13 protein-coding genes are annotated in these 17,615 nt (G+C 56.8%); 6 read left to right on the plus strand and 7 right to left on the minus strand.

Annotated features, from left to right (window positions below):
* The first annotated feature begins 97 nt into the window (after positions 1 to 97).
* Both OXT71_09380 and OXT71_09385 read left to right on the plus strand, forming a co-directional pair.
* The gene (locus OXT71_09380; GenBank protein ID MDE2926596.1) at positions 98 to 1,201 is read left to right on the plus strand and encodes a sialidase family protein; all 1,104 of its coding nucleotides are present in this window, start codon (positions 98 to 100) and stop codon (positions 1,199 to 1,201) included.
* Positions 1,202 to 1,675: 474 nt separating this feature from the next.
* Positions 1,676 to 3,268 (plus strand): hypothetical protein, encoded by a 1,593-nt coding sequence (locus OXT71_09385; protein MDE2926597.1) that lies wholly within the window; start codon positions 1,676 to 1,678, stop codon positions 3,266 to 3,268.
* Positions 3,269 to 3,360: 92 nt separating this feature from the next.
* Here the strand turns inward: OXT71_09385 and OXT71_09390 are convergent, their stop codons facing one another.
* Both OXT71_09390 and OXT71_09395 read right to left on the minus strand, forming a co-directional pair.
* Positions 3,361 to 4,182 carry a metallophosphoesterase gene (locus OXT71_09390; protein MDE2926598.1) on the minus strand — a complete coding sequence of 274 codons (822 nt, stop codon included), beginning with the start codon at positions 4,180 to 4,182 and terminating at the stop codon, positions 3,361 to 3,363.
* A gap of 59 nt (positions 4,183 to 4,241) precedes the next feature.
* Positions 4,242 to 5,957, minus strand: a complete 1,716-nt coding sequence (locus OXT71_09395) for a CRTAC1 family protein (protein MDE2926599.1) — start codon at positions 5,955 to 5,957, stop codon at positions 4,242 to 4,244.
* Positions 5,958 to 6,093: 136 nt separating this feature from the next.
* On the opposite strand from OXT71_09395, the gene OXT71_09400 reads away from it, so the two are divergent.
* Entirely contained in the window at positions 6,094 to 7,032 is a 939-nt protein-coding gene (locus OXT71_09400; protein MDE2926600.1) for a dihydrodipicolinate synthase family protein, read from the plus strand.
* Between the two features lie 40 nt (positions 7,033 to 7,072).
* Here the strand turns inward: OXT71_09400 and OXT71_09405 are convergent, their stop codons facing one another.
* The 3 genes from OXT71_09405 to OXT71_09415 all read right to left on the minus strand — a co-directional run bounded on the left by OXT71_09405 (position 7,073) and on the right by OXT71_09415 (position 11,000).
* Positions 7,073 to 8,455, minus strand: coding sequence for a tetratricopeptide repeat protein (locus tag OXT71_09405; GenBank protein ID MDE2926601.1), 1,383 nt, complete (start codon positions 8,453 to 8,455; stop codon positions 7,073 to 7,075).
* A gap of 56 nt (positions 8,456 to 8,511) precedes the next feature.
* Positions 8,512 to 9,759: a mandelate racemase/muconate lactonizing enzyme family protein gene (locus OXT71_09410; GenBank protein MDE2926602.1), complete on the minus strand. Its 1,248-nt coding sequence runs from the start codon at positions 9,757 to 9,759 to the stop codon at positions 8,512 to 8,514.
* Positions 9,760 to 9,848: 89 nt separating this feature from the next.
* The gene (locus tag OXT71_09415) at positions 9,849 to 11,000 is read right to left on the minus strand and encodes a C45 family autoproteolytic acyltransferase/hydrolase (GenBank protein MDE2926603.1); all 1,152 of its coding nucleotides are present in this window, start codon (positions 10,998 to 11,000) and stop codon (positions 9,849 to 9,851) included.
* A 407-nt stretch (positions 11,001 to 11,407) separates the two neighbouring features.
* Between OXT71_09415 and OXT71_09420 the strand changes: the two genes are divergently transcribed.
* Positions 11,408 to 12,058, plus strand: a complete 651-nt coding sequence (locus OXT71_09420; protein ID MDE2926604.1) for a GntR family transcriptional regulator — start codon at positions 11,408 to 11,410, stop codon at positions 12,056 to 12,058.
* Positions 12,059 to 12,189: 131 nt separating this feature from the next.
* On the opposite strand, the gene OXT71_09425 is transcribed toward OXT71_09420, so the two are convergent.
* Together OXT71_09425 and OXT71_09430 are read right to left on the minus strand one after the other, a co-directional pair.
* Positions 12,190 to 13,179, minus strand: a complete 990-nt coding sequence (locus OXT71_09425; GenBank protein ID MDE2926605.1) for a D-2-hydroxyacid dehydrogenase — start codon at positions 13,177 to 13,179, stop codon at positions 12,190 to 12,192.
* A 144-nt stretch (positions 13,180 to 13,323) separates the two neighbouring features.
* The gene (locus OXT71_09430) at positions 13,324 to 14,724 is read right to left on the minus strand and encodes a tetratricopeptide repeat protein (protein MDE2926606.1); all 1,401 of its coding nucleotides are present in this window, start codon (positions 14,722 to 14,724) and stop codon (positions 13,324 to 13,326) included.
* Positions 14,725 to 15,271: 547 nt separating this feature from the next.
* Between OXT71_09430 and OXT71_09435 the strand changes: the two genes are divergently transcribed.
* Entirely contained in the window at positions 15,272 to 16,549 is a 1,278-nt protein-coding gene (locus OXT71_09435) for a sialidase family protein (protein MDE2926607.1), read from the plus strand.
* Positions 16,550 to 16,591: 42 nt separating this feature from the next.
* Positions 16,592 to 17,605: a CehA/McbA family metallohydrolase gene (locus tag OXT71_09440; GenBank protein ID MDE2926608.1), complete on the plus strand. Its 1,014-nt coding sequence runs from the start codon at positions 16,592 to 16,594 to the stop codon at positions 17,603 to 17,605.
* Positions 17,606 to 17,615: the final 10 nt, after the last annotated feature.

The raw sequence follows: 17,615 nt of genomic DNA on the forward strand, positions 1-17,615 counted from the left end.
CATTCAGGTTGGATCGAGGCATCTGGCAGCCGTTGGCGTCGCGGGGCTGTCTGCGACCTCAACCAGGAGCTTCACCACGGTGCGAGAGGAGATCCAGATGAGAGACTTCCTACTGCGGCTGCGTAAACCTCGGGTAGTGGCCGAAACAGCGTCCGGACACTGCTGGTATCCGGGCCTGGAGAAGTTTTCGACTGGTGAGTTGATGCTCAATCATTCCTTGAACGCGGATGTCAATACCAATCTCACCAACACTCAGGCGGTTTACGTTTCCACCGACGAGGGGCTGAACTTTGATTTTGCTTACGATGTGAATGGATTTCACAACGGCTGCGGCGAGCCCAGGATCAGTCTGCCCGATGGCCGGATCATCGGCACTTCGACCTACTTGAAACCGGATCCCGCCGGACAGTCCCGCCGCTTCTCCGCACACCGATGGACATACGATCGGGGAGGGAAGCGCTATATGGTGGAGCCGTGGGGAGCTGTGGTGGAAGGACTGCCGCGTGATGTCGAACCCTGGCCCCGGGAGAGCCGCACCTGGTGGGCCCGAATTAACTGGTTCAGCGATATTCTGGAACTGGACCAATTCGTCGCTACGATCTCCGTGCGGTTCGAGGGTGACGCTCGGTGGGGCACCGTCGCAGTGGCCTCGAACGATGGAGGGCGTCACTGGCGCTATCTGTCCACAATCGCCGGACCCGACTCCGTACCCGATGCCAAGGAGGGCTTCGATGAGCCCTGCCTGGTGCAACTGGCAGACGGAGACCTGATGTGTGTGAGCCGAGTCGGTACCGGAGAAGATCAGAAGTTGGCGCGCGCCTACAGCGGTGACGGCGGAAAGAGTTGGTCTCGGGTGGACCGGCTGCCGGCTTACAGTGTCGCCCCCCAGTTGCTTCGACTGGCCAATGGTGCTTTGACGCTTGTGACGGGTCGGCCGGGACTCTTTTTATGGATTTCCGGCGATTCCCGTGGCCGGAAGTGGGAATCCGTCGACCTCATGGCTCATCACAATCGAACGGTTCCAAGTTCCTTTCAGATGAATGCAAAACAGACATCGGCGTACATCGATCTGATCGAGGTCTCTCCGAACCGGGTTTTCCTGGTTTACGACCGGACTCCGTTCGGCTGGGAACCGGTTCCTCCCAATTCCGGCGAGCGCAGCCGAATCTATCTGTTGGAAGTCAAGATCGATCGGGTCTAGTAATCGTTCAGGTTTAGGAATTGTTTTCTGCGTGCCGTCCGTCAGCAGTCGTGATTCAGACTCGGGTGAGAAGCAGCCATGTGCTGCAAAAAGGAACCTGGAACGCTGCGTTGACGAGCGGAGGACAGGCTTCCGCACTCCAGGATGCCGCCATTAGATTGTTACCGAGGGTTTGATGCCGGCCGGCGAAGCACGGCTGACAGTAAGGATCTTCAGAGGAGGAACGAATTGGAGAACCGAAGAGTCTTTTTGAAAGAGTTGGCAACGGTTTCTGCACTGGCTACGGCTTGTAGTCAGGAGAGTGCAGGTCCTGCCGTGAGGTCACGATCGATTCCAAGAGACCGCCTTGCGGCTCGCCGCCGTAATCGTCGGCTGGTGTGGAACAACGACGGAAGTGACATCCAGAGTACTGCCCGTGGGCGGGGAACGTTCCCGGCACCGGTTCGGTCGGTGGATCAATACTTGAGTTACACCATGAAATACCTGGAAGGAACTCAGGTGAACTCCATCTTTTACAATGGCCACACGAACGAACCTGATTGGGAGTTTCCCACCGAGAAGATTGCCGTCCTGGCGCCCAACCCGGTCAAACACGTCGTCGACTTCGCTCGTCGTAACGGGATGGAGTTCTTCTATTCCATTCGAATGAATGATACGCATGCCGCCTACTTCCCTCCCAATCGAGGGTACTGGGTGCCGTTTCGGCTCCAGCACCCCGAGTTGCTGCTCGGTTACATCTCGCAGGAACATTGGGAAAAAAAATATCTGCCCTGGGTCATGAAATTCATCCGGTTGGAGGAACAGAGGGCACAGCAGGGAAAAACACCCTCCAATGTACTTCCCTCAGAGTCCGAGCTGAGACGCCAAGTCGTCGCGGAGAATCCCCTCAAGGACGTGCTGGACCGAAGGGGATTGGCGTCCCGGGATCTCTGGTCGTGGCCTGCCTACAATTACGCATTGGAGGGAACCCGGGCCCATTTTCTGGAAGTCGTCGAAGGCATCTGCCAGCGCTATGACGTCGACGGAGTCGAACTGGACTGGATCCGGATGCCCATGTTTTTCAAGCTGGGCGAGCAGCGGCGAAACATTCCCATCATGAACGATTTCGTTCACCAGGTGCGCCGGCGGCTCGATCATTTCGCTCAGCAGAAGGGCCGGCCGATTCTCCTTGCCGTGCGTGTTCCGGACAGCATGGAGCTGTGTCTTGCGGTAGGACTGGATCCGGAAACCTGGACGGAGCAGGGATGGGTCGACTTGTTGATGGCCGGTTCGGGATTGATGCCCTTCTCCATTCCCATGAAGGAATGGGTTGAATTGGGACAACGGCACGAGGTCCCCGTTTACGGTTGCCTGGACCGCATTCATCCCTTGTTCCGAACCGGCCGGCCCAAGTTCGATGTCCGGGACCCGGCCATCACCAACGACGACCCTTCCAACTATGACGCGGTCCGCGCCGCCGCCCACCGTTTCTGGCAAGAAGGAGTCGATGGCATTTACCTCTATGACTGGCACACTCATCACGGACCCACTGATCCGGAGGATTTCGGCACAGTGCCGAGGCTGGCAGAGCCCGCCGAGCTGGCTCACGGAAACAAGCTGTACCAGGTTGACCCCGATTTTCCGGTTCGGCCTGGGCAGGGGGCTCTGGCCGATGCCTGCTATCCTGCTCAAATTCCCCGTGCACTCACCACGGTCAGCGGGGTGGCAGGTGTGGAGTTTACGCTGAATGTCTCGGATGCTCCCAATTCGATAGACCAAGCCATCCTTCTCATCCAGTGGAAGGGAGATGTGGATCAGCGGCGCGTCAGGTGGACCCTCAACGGTACTGCCGTTTCCGAAGCGTCTTCCGAACACGGCCGGGAGTGGATGGATCTCCAAAGCGGCTTCCCGCCGGGGGTCGAAAGATCAGGACCTAGTCAGGAGTCGTGGATCGGCCTGCAGTTGCCCGGGAATCTGATCAGAAAAGGACCGAATTCTCTTGAGTTGAGCGTGGAACCAGCTCAGCAAGGTGACCCATCGGTGCCTGTAGAGTTGCTTCAGGTGCGGCTTTCGACCTCAAGAGCGTAAATCGGTTGTGAAACCGGATCGATCTTGAGCCGTCCTCTTCCAACCTGCCGGCAAGATCAGACCGAAGTTTCATCCACAGAGACAAGATCACTTCATGATCGCCAGGGTACTTCGTGAATCGGGGCAGACACCGAACCGTCACTGTGTATGGTCACGACCCGATACTGTGGGGGATGGATCTCCAGCACCATGCCCTGCTCGTAGTTGTGATGCAAACAGCGCCTGTAGGTCACCGAGCCGGTTCCGAATACCGGGATCCCGTCAATCCGATTCTCCCACGGATGGTGGGTGTGTCCGTGAAAGATGGCCAGCACCGGGGAACCGGCAATGAGTTCGTGGAGACGGTTCAGATCCGGCGGTGTCATTTCGTCAAACATCGGAATGCCTATGGACACGGGAGGGTGATGGGTGAGAATGACAGTAGGGCAGCTCTGATTCAGTTGCTTCTTTAGCCAGTTAAAGGACTGGGAAGTCAACGTGTAACGATTGGTCCCGGACGCTCCCCAGTCCAGGCTGAGAAAGCGAATTCCCTGCGCCTTCCACGTGTAGTTGAAAAGTGCCGTTCCGGGATCTGGAGCAAATAGCCTTTTCCGGCACTCTGGGCGGTTGTCGACATTCCCCGGAACATAATACCAGGGCAGATCCATTCCTTCGGCACGCATCCTGAGAGGTCCGGGAGCTGGTGACTTTTCTTCTAAACCATAGATCTTTTTGCCTGTTTCATAGGCCGAAGGATGCGACCAGTCCCGAATCATATCCCCAGTATCGACGATTAAAGAGGCATCATAAGCACCATCGGCTGCGATTTGCTTCAATACCGCCTTCAAGGCCTGTCCGGGAGCGTAAAAATAAACCAGCTCGTCGCAAGTGGTTCCCAGATGGGTGTCGGTGATGTGAATGAAGGTCAAGGACATGATTTCACCCCCTGTGGCTCTTCCATTTGACGATTCAGACCGTGGCTCCGCGGCTGGTGCTATTCGCCCTTCTCCCCTTCTCGGATGACAAGAAACTGCCGACTGGAAATCTTTGTCCGCACATCCACGGTTCCCGAAGGCCAGAAGACCTCCAAGCGCCGGATGACATCCCGATCCTCCAGGCCAAAGTGCAGCCGATAGTCCGAGGCGGAATAGTAGCTGCCTCCCCCACTGACCTGGGACTCCAATACCAGGTTGTCCAGTGTCAATCTGACCCGAGCGCCGATCCCATTGGGGTTTGACGCTGTACCGATCAGCCGCAACGAAATCCAGTTGTTTCGATTGCCGCCGTCATTCCGCAACAGCATTGGAGAAGCACCAGAATTGGTGACAAGAACATCCAGGTCTCCGTCATTGTCGTAATCACCGAAGCAGGTGCCCCGGCTCACCTGGGGCAGAACCAGAGCCTTGCCGTGACGGGCGGCAACTTCCGCAAATCTGCCCTGGGAATTTTCAAAAAGAAGTTTCGGCTGTTCGTAACTTGATCCGGGAAAAACCCGATGGGCATTGTCGTAGACATGACCGTTGGCCACAAAGAGATCCAGATCCGAATCATTGTCAAAATCCAAAAACCCCAACCCAAAACCGACGTAGGCTGAGCTGGGAATCTCCACCCCGGCTAGAGAACTGGCATCCTCAAAGAAGCCCCCGGGGAGCTGCCGGTACAAGATCAGATACTCGAAATCGAAGTTGGTGACCGCCAGGTCTGGCAGGCCGTCTCTGTCAAAATCGCCCGCCGCAACCCCCATCCCGGCTTGCGCATTGCCGTTCACATCGACTGCTGCTCCCCTGGACATCGCTACTTCCTTCCAGGTTCCGTCACCTTCGTTCTCAAATAAGAAATTAGGATCCGTGTCGTTAGCCACGTAGATATCTGTCCAACCGTCCTCGTTGTAGTCAAACGTGATGACGCCCAGGCCGCTCCCGACGAAACGAGCCAGACCGGAAGCGGCGGTGACGTCGGAAAAAGTCCCATTCCCGTGATTTCGGTACAATAGATCCGGAACACCTTCGTAGACCTCCGGGGTACAATACGTGTGCAGAGAGTCGTCGACCAGAGAGCCACATCTGAGGTTGTTCTCGAAGGTGTTGTCGATGTAGCGAGCCACGTACAGATCGAGACGCCCGTCGTTGTCGTAGTCCAGGAAGGCGGCTCCAGCACTCCACCGGCCGTCGGAGGTAAGTCCGGCTTTTTCGGCCACTTCCATGAATGTCCCATTTTTCTGGTTTCGGTAGAGCAGGTTCGGTCCGTTGAAATTGGTGAGGAACAGATCGTCGAATCCGTCGTTATCGTAGTCTCCCACTGCAATCCCCTGACCGAAGGCACGGTTTCGTTCGATCCCCGACTCCTTTCCGACTTCCACGAAAGTCCCGTCTCCTCGATTTCGGTAGAGAGCGTGATCCGGGGGCGCGCCTTTCTCGGCGCCAGGAAGCCGACCCCCATTGACCAGAAAAATATCCAGATAATCATCTCGGTCGTAGTCTAAAAAAGCACACCCGGAACCTATCGTTTCGACCACGTACTTGGAAGGAGTCGGTGAATTGTGATGACGGAAGTGAATGCCCGAAGCAGCCGTAACCTCGGTGAAGACAGGCTTGAACGAATCACTTTCAGCGCCGGGGGGTCTCTGATGCTCGGATAGGGAAACAGAACCGAAAACCGTGGGAAATAGTCCTACAAGTGATCCGACGACCAACAAGACTCGCAGGCTCATGTACGTCCTCGTCTCGTGAGTAGCCTCCGAAGATTGTAGAAGTTCAGCTCGCCCGGTCTGAGGAAGGACACCATCGCCGGCTTCTACGTTGTCTGTTTTCCAGAGAGATCATACAATAGGTTCGTCGAGCGTTTACATGAAACTCAGGCTGAGTCCCCGTATCCTGTGCAGTTGTGCACTTCCCTGGACCGATCGATTCGAACTGGATGAATCCCTGTTTCGAGATGTCGTCCGCGGCCAGCTGGCCAAGGACCAGACGAGCATTTACTTGTTCGGTACGGCGGGGGAAGGCTACGCGCTGACTCTGAATCAGTTTGAAAGCATCTCCCGTGTTTTTGCCGAAGAAACCGAAGGCAAGACCAGCCTCAGACAACTGGGCATTATCGCCCTTGCTATTCCGCAGATCCAGGAACGGATACAGGTGGGCCGGGCTCTCGGTTTCGCCAGCTTTCAGCTGTCATTTCCTTCTTGGGGAGAACTGAATGATCTCGAAAGGGACCTGTTCTTCGAAACAACCTGCGGGCGAAATCCTGACTGTTCCTTTCTTTTCTATAACGTTCCCAGGGGGCTGCGCTGGTTGAGCCCCGGGGAGTTGTCCGTACTGGCAGAACGTTATTCGAATCTGGTCGCGGTCAAATGGGCCGGACGAGTTGGAATGTCCACGATCCGGTCTGCCGTTGAACGGGCTCCCCAGCTTTGCCATTTCGTCGGTGACATCGGGTATGCTGAAGCAAGTCTCAAAGGCCTCAAGTGTGGTCAACTGATAGCCATTGCCGCTTCGAATCGCCTGCTGGCCAGCGAACTTTTCGAGTTAGGACAGACAGGCAGGAATGAAGGGCGTTTAAGGCAGCTCCTCAAGGACCTGCATCATCATTCGAGTATCTTGCGAGCCCTGCAGATGAATGGAAGCCACATGGACGGCACCTACGATAAGCTGATATTCAAACTCCATCATCCCGGGTTTCCCCTCCGGCTGTTACCACCTTATCTGGGGGCTCGTGAGGAAGCCTTTGCAACCTACCGGAACCGGATGCAGAATGAACTGCCGCAGTGGTTGGAACCGTTTCCCGAATGACGAATACAGGACATTATTTCGGTTCACAGGCTAAAACCGATCACTTCTTGCTCTCATATGGCGCCAGTCGGCGCAACGCACTGTCCAGATTCATCCGATAGAATCGGTTGTCCGGTTCCAGCTCGGACGCTGCTCGGTAAGCATCGGCGGCACAGCTATAGTCACCCGATCTGAAACACAGGTTGCCCAGATAGTTGGAAAGTCGCGCCCTCGGTGGCGACAAGAGTAGAGCCTTCTGCATCGACTCGATAGCCGATCGGAAATCGCCTCGCTTGTCCAGGCTCTCGGCGAGCAGAATGTGGTAATCGGCGATGAGGGGATTCACTGTAATAGCCCTGCGAACCAACTCGATGGCCTGGGCGTGTTTCCGCCGCCGATAGTGGATACTGGCCAGAGCATAATAGGATGCATCCTTTTCGGGTAGGAACTGAAGCGATTCCCGGAAGCTTCTGGAGGCCTCATCAAGTCTTTTTTCCGAGAGTTGGGTTCGGCCTTCCTGGTAGGCGATCTGGCCTCTCCTGCGGTTGTTTTCGCGGACCGCCTGATTGTGGGTGAGCTCTTGATAGCGTGCCAGTGCCTGTCCGGCCTCTTCGAGACGGCTCACTCTTTGATAGACCTGGGCCATGATATGGAAGGCTTGGGGAAACTCCGGCTGCAGTTGAACGGCTACTCTGAGCTCTGCCAGCGCTTCCTGATACCGGCCGGTGCGATAGAAAATCAGGCCTAGCTCCTTCTTCAGTTCTGGTGACTTCCGGTCGGATCGGTCTGCAAGCTGAAAGGCCTGAATGGCTTGTTCAAAAGTCGCCGCATCCCGAGCATAGATCCGGCCCATATAGAAGTGCAGCTCGGCCAGATCCAATCCTGCAACGGCAGCAGCCTGGAAGGTCTGTAGCGCGTTCTCGTGTCGATTGCGCCGAAAGTATGAAACTCCGGCGAGATAAAGGGCGTAAGGGTTTTGCGGATCGGATTTCAGGACTTCCTGCAACAGTCCGTGCTGTGCCTCCATTTCACCCGTTTGCTGGAGGATGTAGGCGAGCAGAATACGCCCTTCGGAGGCGAGTTCTTGTCTGGACAGAACCCCTGCCAGGACAGTCCGGGCCAGCTCGTAACGTTGCATCCTGCAGTAGATACTCGCCAGAAACAACTGGTGGGACGGTTCCGCACCCTGCAATTCCGCAGCACGGCGGGCGTGACGGGCCGCCTCAATCGGATGACCCCGGCGGTGGTAATGACGGGCCAGACGGAAATGCCAGCCGGAAACATCGTTTTCCGGTGGTGCTTCTGTCAGTTCGTCAAAAGATGGGGTCGAGTCCGACGTCAGGGTTTCCAGGGGGATGAACGGATAGATCTCAGCCGGAGCCAGATCAAGGGTACCGGTCGGCTGAGCCCAAACGGCGATGGCAACCATGAGCAGGAGGATCATGCGGGGTACACTTCGTCTCCAGGATACTGCTTTCTTTACCAGACAATGAAGGGCGGCTAAGGCTCGGAGAACAACGTCTCCCCCGGTGCCAAGTGCTCGCGGCAGACCTCCACATTGAGCTCGACTCCGAAACCGGGGGCATCGGTGAGGGGAAGGTATCCATCTTTGAAGAGGGAAACCCCTTCGCGGTTCACATATCGGCCCACCCATTGTGCCTCCCAAAAATGGTATTCGAGACCCAGAAAATTGCGGGTGGCCGCTGCCAGGTGCGCGGCGGCTATGGTTGCCAGGCATCCTCCGTTTCCGTGCATGGCCATGGGGAGGTAGTGCAACTCGGCGTAGTCGGCGATCCGCCTGCCTTCCTGCAGCCCCCCACAGAAAAGGACATCGGGATGGATGATGTCGCAGGCTTTGGCATCGATGAAGAGCCGGAACTGCTCGGCGATGAACATCTCTCCGATGCAGATGGCAATCGGACTCTTTTCCCGGACCGTGGCACAGGCTTGGGGATTGCTTATGGGAGTAGGATCCTCAAGCCACATCAATTTGAGAAATGCCAGTTCCTGCGCCAGCCGCACGGCATCGACGACGTTGTATTGCATATGGCAATCGACGCATAGTTCGACGTCCTGCCCGACCGTCTGGCGAACGGACTTCAGTCTTCGGACCATCCCGTTCATTTGTTGAAGGGGGATGGAGCGGTTCCAGAAGTCTTCGACGAGGTCAGACGCCGTATAGTCGATGTCGAACTTCAGCTGGGTAAAACCATCCCTGACCGAGTCCTCGGCCATTTTCTTCCAAGCGTCCAGATCGTCGACCGCTTCCGGAGCGCTCCGATCGAGGTAGATGCGTATCCGATCACGATACCGTCCGCCCAGGAGGTTGTAGACTGGAGTATTCAGGATCTTGCCGGCGAGGTCGAGTAAAGCCATCTCTACTCCGCTAAGGGCCCAGATCACGGGCCCGGTCGGCGTCGCCGTCGGAGAGCAGATCAGGGACGGGCGATAAGTCTTCTCGAAACGGATGGGGTCATAGACCCGAAATCTGGGATGGGGAGGTACGGTCCCATAAAGCATTTCGGAGAAAAAGGGGCGCACAGCCATTGGATCCCGGCCGATCAGCCATGCCCTTAGATATTCGATGCCCTCTTTTACTCCCATCATGTTTTCGGCCTCTCCCAGGCCGTAACTACCCTCGTCGGTATCGATTCTGACCAGGAGCTTGGAAAAGGTGCCGGGCTTCCCACCACCCCCATGGGGTCGCGGGCCCAGCAAGCGCATACAATGAAGATCGGTGATTCTCATCGCCTCTACTCCTCTATCCTGGGTGAATGCACATGTTCCGAGCGTGCGTTAAAAAGCAGCGGAGCGGAGAAAAGAGAAAGGCAACAGGCTCATTCCATCGACGCTCGTTGGCGGGTGTGATCAGGTCCCGTTGGGGTCATTTGTTCCTGGTCAAAGGCCAAGAAGGATGGTCGTCGCTCTTCCTCATCAAATCCGACACGCTGGTAAGGCATTTGGGAAGACAGGCCGTCGCTGATCCACATCTCGCGAGTCGTCAGGTCAAGCACAATTGAGCAGAGCGTCTGTAGAAAGGTTGGGGTCTGGGCTCGCTCCGGATCGGGTGCTCGGCAAATTGAGTTGTATCCGTTTGCGGAGTCTGCCAGCCACCTTCCCAGAAGGGGTACGGTGACAGGACGCGCGGCATCGATAAGCTCTTCCCAACGGCGGCCCCGAATCAAGCTATCTCCAAACAGACACGGCTCCTCCGTCAAGCGGGAGTGATTCGTGTGCCAGTCGATTTCGTCCTCAGAAAACTCTCGTTCGACAATCCCGGAGGGGAGAGCCTCCAGATTGAATCCGTGACCTCGACTGTCGGCGGCGAAAAAGCTGATGGTGGCCTCCGGAGGATATCGATGAACCATTTGCCGGGCTTGGTCCAGGTCCCGGCAAGCCAGCATCTTTCGCATCACAACCACGAACAGGTTGTCTCCAACGCTCCTCTGGCTGGCGCAGGAAAGACCGGTTTCGGCTACTCCAAGTCCATATTCGTTCAGGCCGTATTTCCCAGGCTGTCCGCATTCGGTCACCATGATGTGATCCGGGAGATCGTCGCAGCGGGCGATAATCACGGCTCGAAAAGCCATCACCTCCGGTCTCCACTCCCAATTCTGACCCAGCAGCGTGTGTCCCTGGGCCATGCACTGAGGGCCTACGAAAACATTCGAGCATTCTCCAAGTCGAATCGATTCATAAGTGATTTCGTAACGGCCGGAGAGTGCGAAAATGTCTTCCAGTGTCTGGCCCGATCCCTCAGCAATTCCTTCATACTCAGCCAGGAGCTCGGGACTGGTCCGGGCGGTCGGCTCGATGAAGCGCGCGGCCCTCCTTCGAATTTCCGCTGAATCGATGCTCAGATGTCTGCTGAACAGCTCCCGGTAAAAGTCGATCGCGGTCTGAATGGGCTCACGCAATTGGCGGCCGTGTTGGAGGCCACGCTGCCTACTACTTCCTGAGAGTCTAATAAAGTATAAGGATCCAGTCATTGAGGAGAGAGTCTAGAAAGACCCGGCGAGTATGTCAAAGTGGTCGCCTGCCGGTGTGTCGTTGGTGCGTGAAGTGTCCGGTCTTTGGGCACGTGATCTGTCCGATCCCGGAAGGGGCCGGGCAGGATCAGTAGTTCCCCCGACAGAGAGGAAGCGGGGATGCAGCCAGGTCCTTCGTGAGCCGTGGAGCGGGAGATGACGGTATTACGGCTGTTCCGGGACAAGTATCGGGACTTGGAAGAGAGTCGGGCGCAGGAACTGCGGCTGCGAGGGGGGCACTGGAGGAGACGTACCTCGCAGTGGGCGCGGACGACACGGTGGTGAACGGGCTGGTATCATGTCTTGGCTGAAGGAAGAACCTGGTGTTGTGCAGATATTTTTTGGCTTTTATTTAAAAAGGTGAATAGATGGGTTACACGACGGTCAGCGAGATTGCTTTCAACGAGATTCGTCAGGCAATACTTTCCGGAAAGTTCAGGCCGGGTGAGCGTATTAACCAGAAGCAGCTCACCGAGGAATTGGGAATCAGTATCATCCCTTTGCGTGAAGCGTTTAAGCAATTGCAGTCGGAGGGATTCATCAGTATCATTCCGCATCGTGGCGCCTATGTGAACGAATTGTCTCTTCGGGAAATCGAGGATGTATATCTAATTCGCATCGAGTTGGAGGAGCTGGCCGCACAATTGGCATCGAAACGACTGACTCAGAGAGATGTCAAGACGATGGAGACCCTGTTTGCCCGGATGAAGTCTGCAACCGAACGGAATGATTTTCGCTCGCTCTTCAACCTCAACCGTAAGTTTCACTTTACGGTCTACCAAGCCTGTCGGCGACCGCTACTATTGGAACTGCTTAATGAACTGTGGGACCGTAGCACTCGCTATCGCACGATACAGACTCACGACGCCCAACGAGTTAAAGAAGAACTCGGGGAACACAGGGACATTCTGGAGGCCTGCAACCGGGAGAACAAGAGAGGCCTTCCAGAGGCGATCCGGTTTAACGTCCAAAAGTCCTTGGAGAGGAGCCTGAGTAATATGGATCTATCGGATTCCTGAGCCTGTTGCTGGAGATCGAGAAACACAGCCGTGTGCGCCAGCGACGGAGAACTCAATACAAGAAACCGCAAACGGATTGAATCAGGAGTTTGGATCCGCCACCGGATTACCCCACGTCAGAGACTCCGATCCTAGTATCCCCGTTGGGGATCAATCAGGTTTAGCAGCGGCGATACGGAAAGATCCCTGGTCAAATTCTCGATCAGGACTTCGCCAGCCAAGTGACCCTGCTCGCGAGTGAACGAGCCGATATGGGGTAGGATAATCGTATTGGGCAGCCCCCAGAAGGGGCTACCGGTAGGCAGGGGCTCTTTAGGAAAGACGTCAAGTGCCGCTCCGGCTATGCGGCGCGTTCTCAACACGTCCAACAAGGGTTCTTCCGCGACCACCTCACCCCGACCGACGTTAATCAGATAGGCGTTGCGGGGTAGCTTGGCCAGTTCCGACGGTCCGATGACACCCTTGGTTTCCGGGGTCAACGGAAGGCAGATTACGAGGATATCGCTGATAGACAACATCTCCCCAATATTGCTGAGACCATACCATTCCTCTGGAAAGAGCCCTTCGGGATCCCCTGTATTGGGCAGATAGAATCCTTTGTCCTTTTTCCGCTCAGGGCAACGCTTGCAGGCGAGCACCCGCATCCCCATGCCCGTGACGATTCGAGCCAGATGACGCCCGATGCTGCCGTATCCGAGAATAGACAATGTCTTGCCGTAACAATTCTCGCCTTTGAGCGGGGTGAAGTCATCGGGCCAGCGATTCTGAAGCTGTAGAGAATGAGCACTCTGGAAACGGCGACTCAGCGCCACGATCGCTCCCACCGCCAACTCTGCCACGGCTACGCTGTAGGCACCCCGAACGTTGGCTATCCGAATACCCGTTGTTGCCATAGCGCCGGTCAAGATGTGGTCGACGGCCACCGTATTGAGTTGAATCCAACGGAGCCGAGGCACTTGGCGAGGCTCAAAGGGGATGCGCGTCGTATAAATGACCTCAGCTACCCTCAGACTCTCCTCCGAAAGCCCATCCAACAAGCGCACTCCCAGGTCTCGAATGCGCTTCCTCTGGTCTTCCTCCAGGGGTGCGTTGACGAGCAAGGTGAGAGAGGATCTCATCATGGAAGTCTACAATTGAGCGATCGGTTTTGGCCCAAGTTATGGCCAGCCCGATTTCAACGGAATCGAAGCCTATCGGCTCTTTTGTTGCCTGGGCATCAACTCTCTGTCGACGATTTCACAGCCGACTTTTCCGGGGGAGGGAAATCATGGCTTTTCCTGTGCGGCGTACAGCTCTCGGAAAATGTTCAATTCCCTCTGGGCGTCCTCAGGGCGGCCCAGATTTCGATAGGTTTCCGACAACCGATAGTGCAACTGAGGGTCATTCGGGCGCCGCTCCGCGGCTGCCTTCAGATACTTCAGGGACTCCTTGTAGTCACGTTTCAAGCTATAGACGCGTGCCATGGCCAATAGGGCCTCTATCATCTCCGGATCCAGAACCAGCGCTCGGGACAGATACTCCTCCGCCTGCTCCAACTGGCCTCTGAGCAACAGGATATCCCCGATCTGATAGAGGGAGAGTGGTGTAGCCGAGTCCTTGTCGATGCCTTCTCGCAACGCTGCCAGCGCTTCGTCGTAGCGTCGAAGCTCCCAGTAGAGATTCCCCATCGAAAGGTGGATGGTTCCCAGGTTAGGCTTCAGCTTGAGCGCCTTGCGGTATTCTCGAATGGCCTCTTCTGCCTCGCCCAGCTCCTGGTTCAGCTGCGCCCGAAGCAAATGGGCCTGAAAAGAATGCGGTCCGGATTCCAGCTTGTGAGAGGTCAGAAGCGCCAGGATCTGGTAGGCTTCCGCCAGTAGATAGACCTGCTCATCCGAATGGGGCGCATCCTCGCCCAATGTTCGTATCCTCTCCTGGTAAAAACGCAGTTCCTGGTCGATTTTACTTGGCTCGGGAAGGGACTGCAGATAGCGGGTAACGCCATCGATGAGCTCAAAATCAGGATCGTTGGAAAACCAGGTTGGGGCGGCACCCGTCCGGTCGGTGAGCCACTGCAATCTGACCCTAAGTTGCCGGTTGTCGGGGCGTTGCTTCAGCGCCGCTTCATACTCCTCCCGACCTTTCTCCCAGTCCGCTTGTGTCAGGTGGAAATGAGCCCGGGCCAGGTGTGCGTAAAAGGAACTGGGGAATTCCGCTTGCAACCGCGAGTGAAAGTTGGCCGCCAAGCGAGAATAACACCGGCTCAGATAGTAGTGGAGATCGGGTCGGTTCTCAGCCTCGGAGAGTCTTTCGAAGTAACGCGCGGCAATGCCATGCTTCGATTCAGCAAAATACAGGTAACCCAGCAACAGAAGAACCTGTGGGTGAGTAGGCTCGGCTTTCTCCGCCTTCTTCAGGTGAGTCGTGGCCTCCCGATAACGCCTTTGCTCAAAAGCAATGGTTCCCAAGTAGAGATCCACGCCCGGCAGTTCGGGCTTGAGCGAAATGGCCTTCCGGAAGGCGGTTTCCGCTTCTTTCCGTTGTCCCAGGTGAAAATAGATCAGGCCCAGATTGGCCTGCAACTCTGCCAACTCCGGTCGCAGCTGAACGAGCTGTTGGTATTTCTGAAGTGCGGTCTGGAAATCTCCCTTCCGCTGGGCCTCGTAGGCTTCCTGGTGAAGGGATGACACCGATGCCTGATGGGCAAGGCTGGCTGAAAAGAACTCAATTCCCAGTAATGCCAGCCATAGAAGCAGGATTTCAGGTTGTCTCCCGGTCGTGGTCAGCGCCTAACTCCTCCTCGATGTCCTGATCGCCATCGTTGTCAAAATTACCCAATGCGGTCTCTCTGCTGGTCAAGACTTGACCGAAAATTCTTCCGCCGGTTCCACCGGCATTCCCGAACTTCCCGTCGGCCAGGCTGCAAAGAAGAGGCCGTTGATTCAGCGGTTCGGGAGGAACCCAGATTCATCCTGCCAAAGTGGCCCGGAAGATTCGATGTTTTATATGTTATAAAATTATAATCGATTCTGAGAAGTTCTGGTGCCGAGGTCTTCATATTGCAATTCGGCGCAGCGAGGAGGCAAGGAGATGGCTGTCCAATGGACCCGCCGGAAAGTTCTGTCCACTTCAGCAACCGCTTTGGCAACCACGACGCTCGTCAGACCAGGTAAAACGAAGTCAGCCGCGGCTTCCATTCCACCGGTCGAGGCTCTGATTACGGGTGATGGGCCTCGAGTGGATTTCGAGAAGTATAGAAAGATCCTCGTCTCCCCCGACGTCAATCCGCCGGAGCCCTTCCGCGGGTTTGGCGGCTACTGTGGGTGGCCGACGGTGTGCCGGCTGCAGAACGGCGACCTGTTCGTGACCTTCTCAGCCGGTTATTGGCACGCTTCCTGGCCCACCCCCTGGGACATTCCTCCTGAGGCGATGGAGCGCTGGAAACGGCCGGACCAGTCCTGGCTCTTGGACTGGGATGCGCCCGACGGCGGAAGAATGATGTGGATCCGCAGCCGGGACGGCGGAAAAACCTGGAGCCGGCCCCGTTCCTTTCCCGTAGTGCGTGGCGCGTATGTGATGAATCACGTGGTGCAATTGAGAAACGGAACGATGTTTGCAGGCGCCCGGATGGAAGCCCATTGGGGATACTGGAGACGGATGCCCGCGACACCCCTTGAATTTGCCCGGATTGCGGCCAACAGGCAGTCGGAAACGCTTATTTTTCGAAGCGATGATAACGGCGACACGTGGACGGAGGTGACCCGCTTCGTGGGACCGTTGTTCATGGACGCTCCCCACAGCATGTTCGAGGCCAAAGACGGAGCTCTGATGATATTGGCCGCCGGCTCACCCATTCCCGGGGGCGAGGGCTGGCCTAGCGAATTCCCTCGCTGGCTCATGCTCCTCATGCGCTCTGAGGACAAGGGCCGCACGTGGTCGACCGTGTCGGTGATCGGCAGCAATGACTTCGATGCGAACGAGGGCACGGCCGCCTACTTGCCGGACGGCAGCCTGGGCTTCCCTTGCAGACCGACCTCGGCCTGGTATCAGTCGTACGACGACGGGCGGACCTGGTCCCCGCCGCGTCTGCTCCTGACCGACTCGATCATCGAGGACCCCAACTTCGGAATTGAGTATCACGGGCCCAAGCTGTACAGAAAAGGGGCCGTGGTGGTGACGCCGGACGGAGTCTCCGTGGTCGTATTCGGAGGCCGCCACAAAGTCGGCGGCGGTACCCATCTGGTGGCGAACAACGGGGAGGTGATCTACAGCCGTGACAGCGGGAAAACCTGGGTGAAACCGGCGCCAGGACGTGGCTACACGTGTGATCCCAAGTCCTACTACCCCAGCGCCTGTGTTCTGGAAGACGGCTCCATCTTCATGGTGGGTCAGCGCGAAGGCTTCAAGAACAGATTCGGTCCCCATGGAGCCGAAGTGACGTCTGTCCGGTTTCGCATTAAGACGCCGGAGGAGGGAGAAGGCGTAGAACTCTTGCCGATAAGAGGTCGGGCTTGACCGTGGACGGAAACGGCGCCAATTGATCAAGGAACGTAAGTGATGGTTCCAGGTAACCCATTCGCCGGCTCGGGCCAGTGGTACAGGGGTAATGTTCACAGCCACACGACGAATTCCGATGGTCAGTTCAGCGTTGCCGAATTGGCTGCCTGCTATGACCGCAATGGCTACGATTTTCTGTTCGTCACTGACCACAACGTGGTAACGGATGTGAGCAAGAGCCGCTCACCCGGGATTCTGGTCATGCCCGGCGCCGAGATTCGCGTGGACTGGGAGGAAACCTTCCCGGCGGAGGTGCTGGCCCTTGGCATAGAACGGGTCAAGAATCACAAGGTCGCCCCACAGCGGGTTATTGGTGACGTTTTGGCACAGGGGGGACTTCCGTTTCTCTCGCATCCGTCCCTTAGCGGCGCCAATGCCACCGCCATATCACGACTCAACGGATTGGTCGGAATCGAGATCTTCAACGCTCCCAACTACTGGACCGGGCGCCGCGGTCTCTCGACCGCGCAATGGGACGAACTGCTCGCCAACGGCCACATGCTCTGGGGTGTGGCCAGTGATGATCGGCACAGTGGCCGGAAGCCGGAGTTGACTTTCGCGCCACTCGGAAAGCAGCCATTTCGCGACCAGTACGAAGCTTGGGTGATGGTCCGCGCCGAGTCGTGCACTGCACCGGCTATTCTTGCCGCCATGCGCCGGGGGCAGTTCTATTCGACGACGGGGCCACGGATCAAGGACATTGCCGTTGTAGACGGGGAGATCCAGGTTGAGACTTCACCCGTACGGTGGATTTGGTTCGCTTCTGTTCCCTACCTCGGCGTGCGCCGAGTGGCAGCGCCGGGCGAGAAACTGGCGCAGGCCCGGGCGCCATTGTTTGGGCTGGCCAGTCCTGACGGCGTTTCGGCCATGAACCGGAGATTCATCCAGCGCGGCTATTTTAAGAAGGAAAAGACGGTCGGCCACTATGTGCGGGTCGAGTTATGGGACGGGGAGGATGGCTATGCCTGGTCCAATCCGATTGACTTGAGCCGGCTGAATCAAGGACCGCGCTGATGTCATACCT

Source organism: Acidobacteriota bacterium, assembly GCA_028874215.1.
Lineage (GTDB): Bacteria > Acidobacteriota > UBA6911 > RPQK01 > JAJDTT01 > JAJDTT01.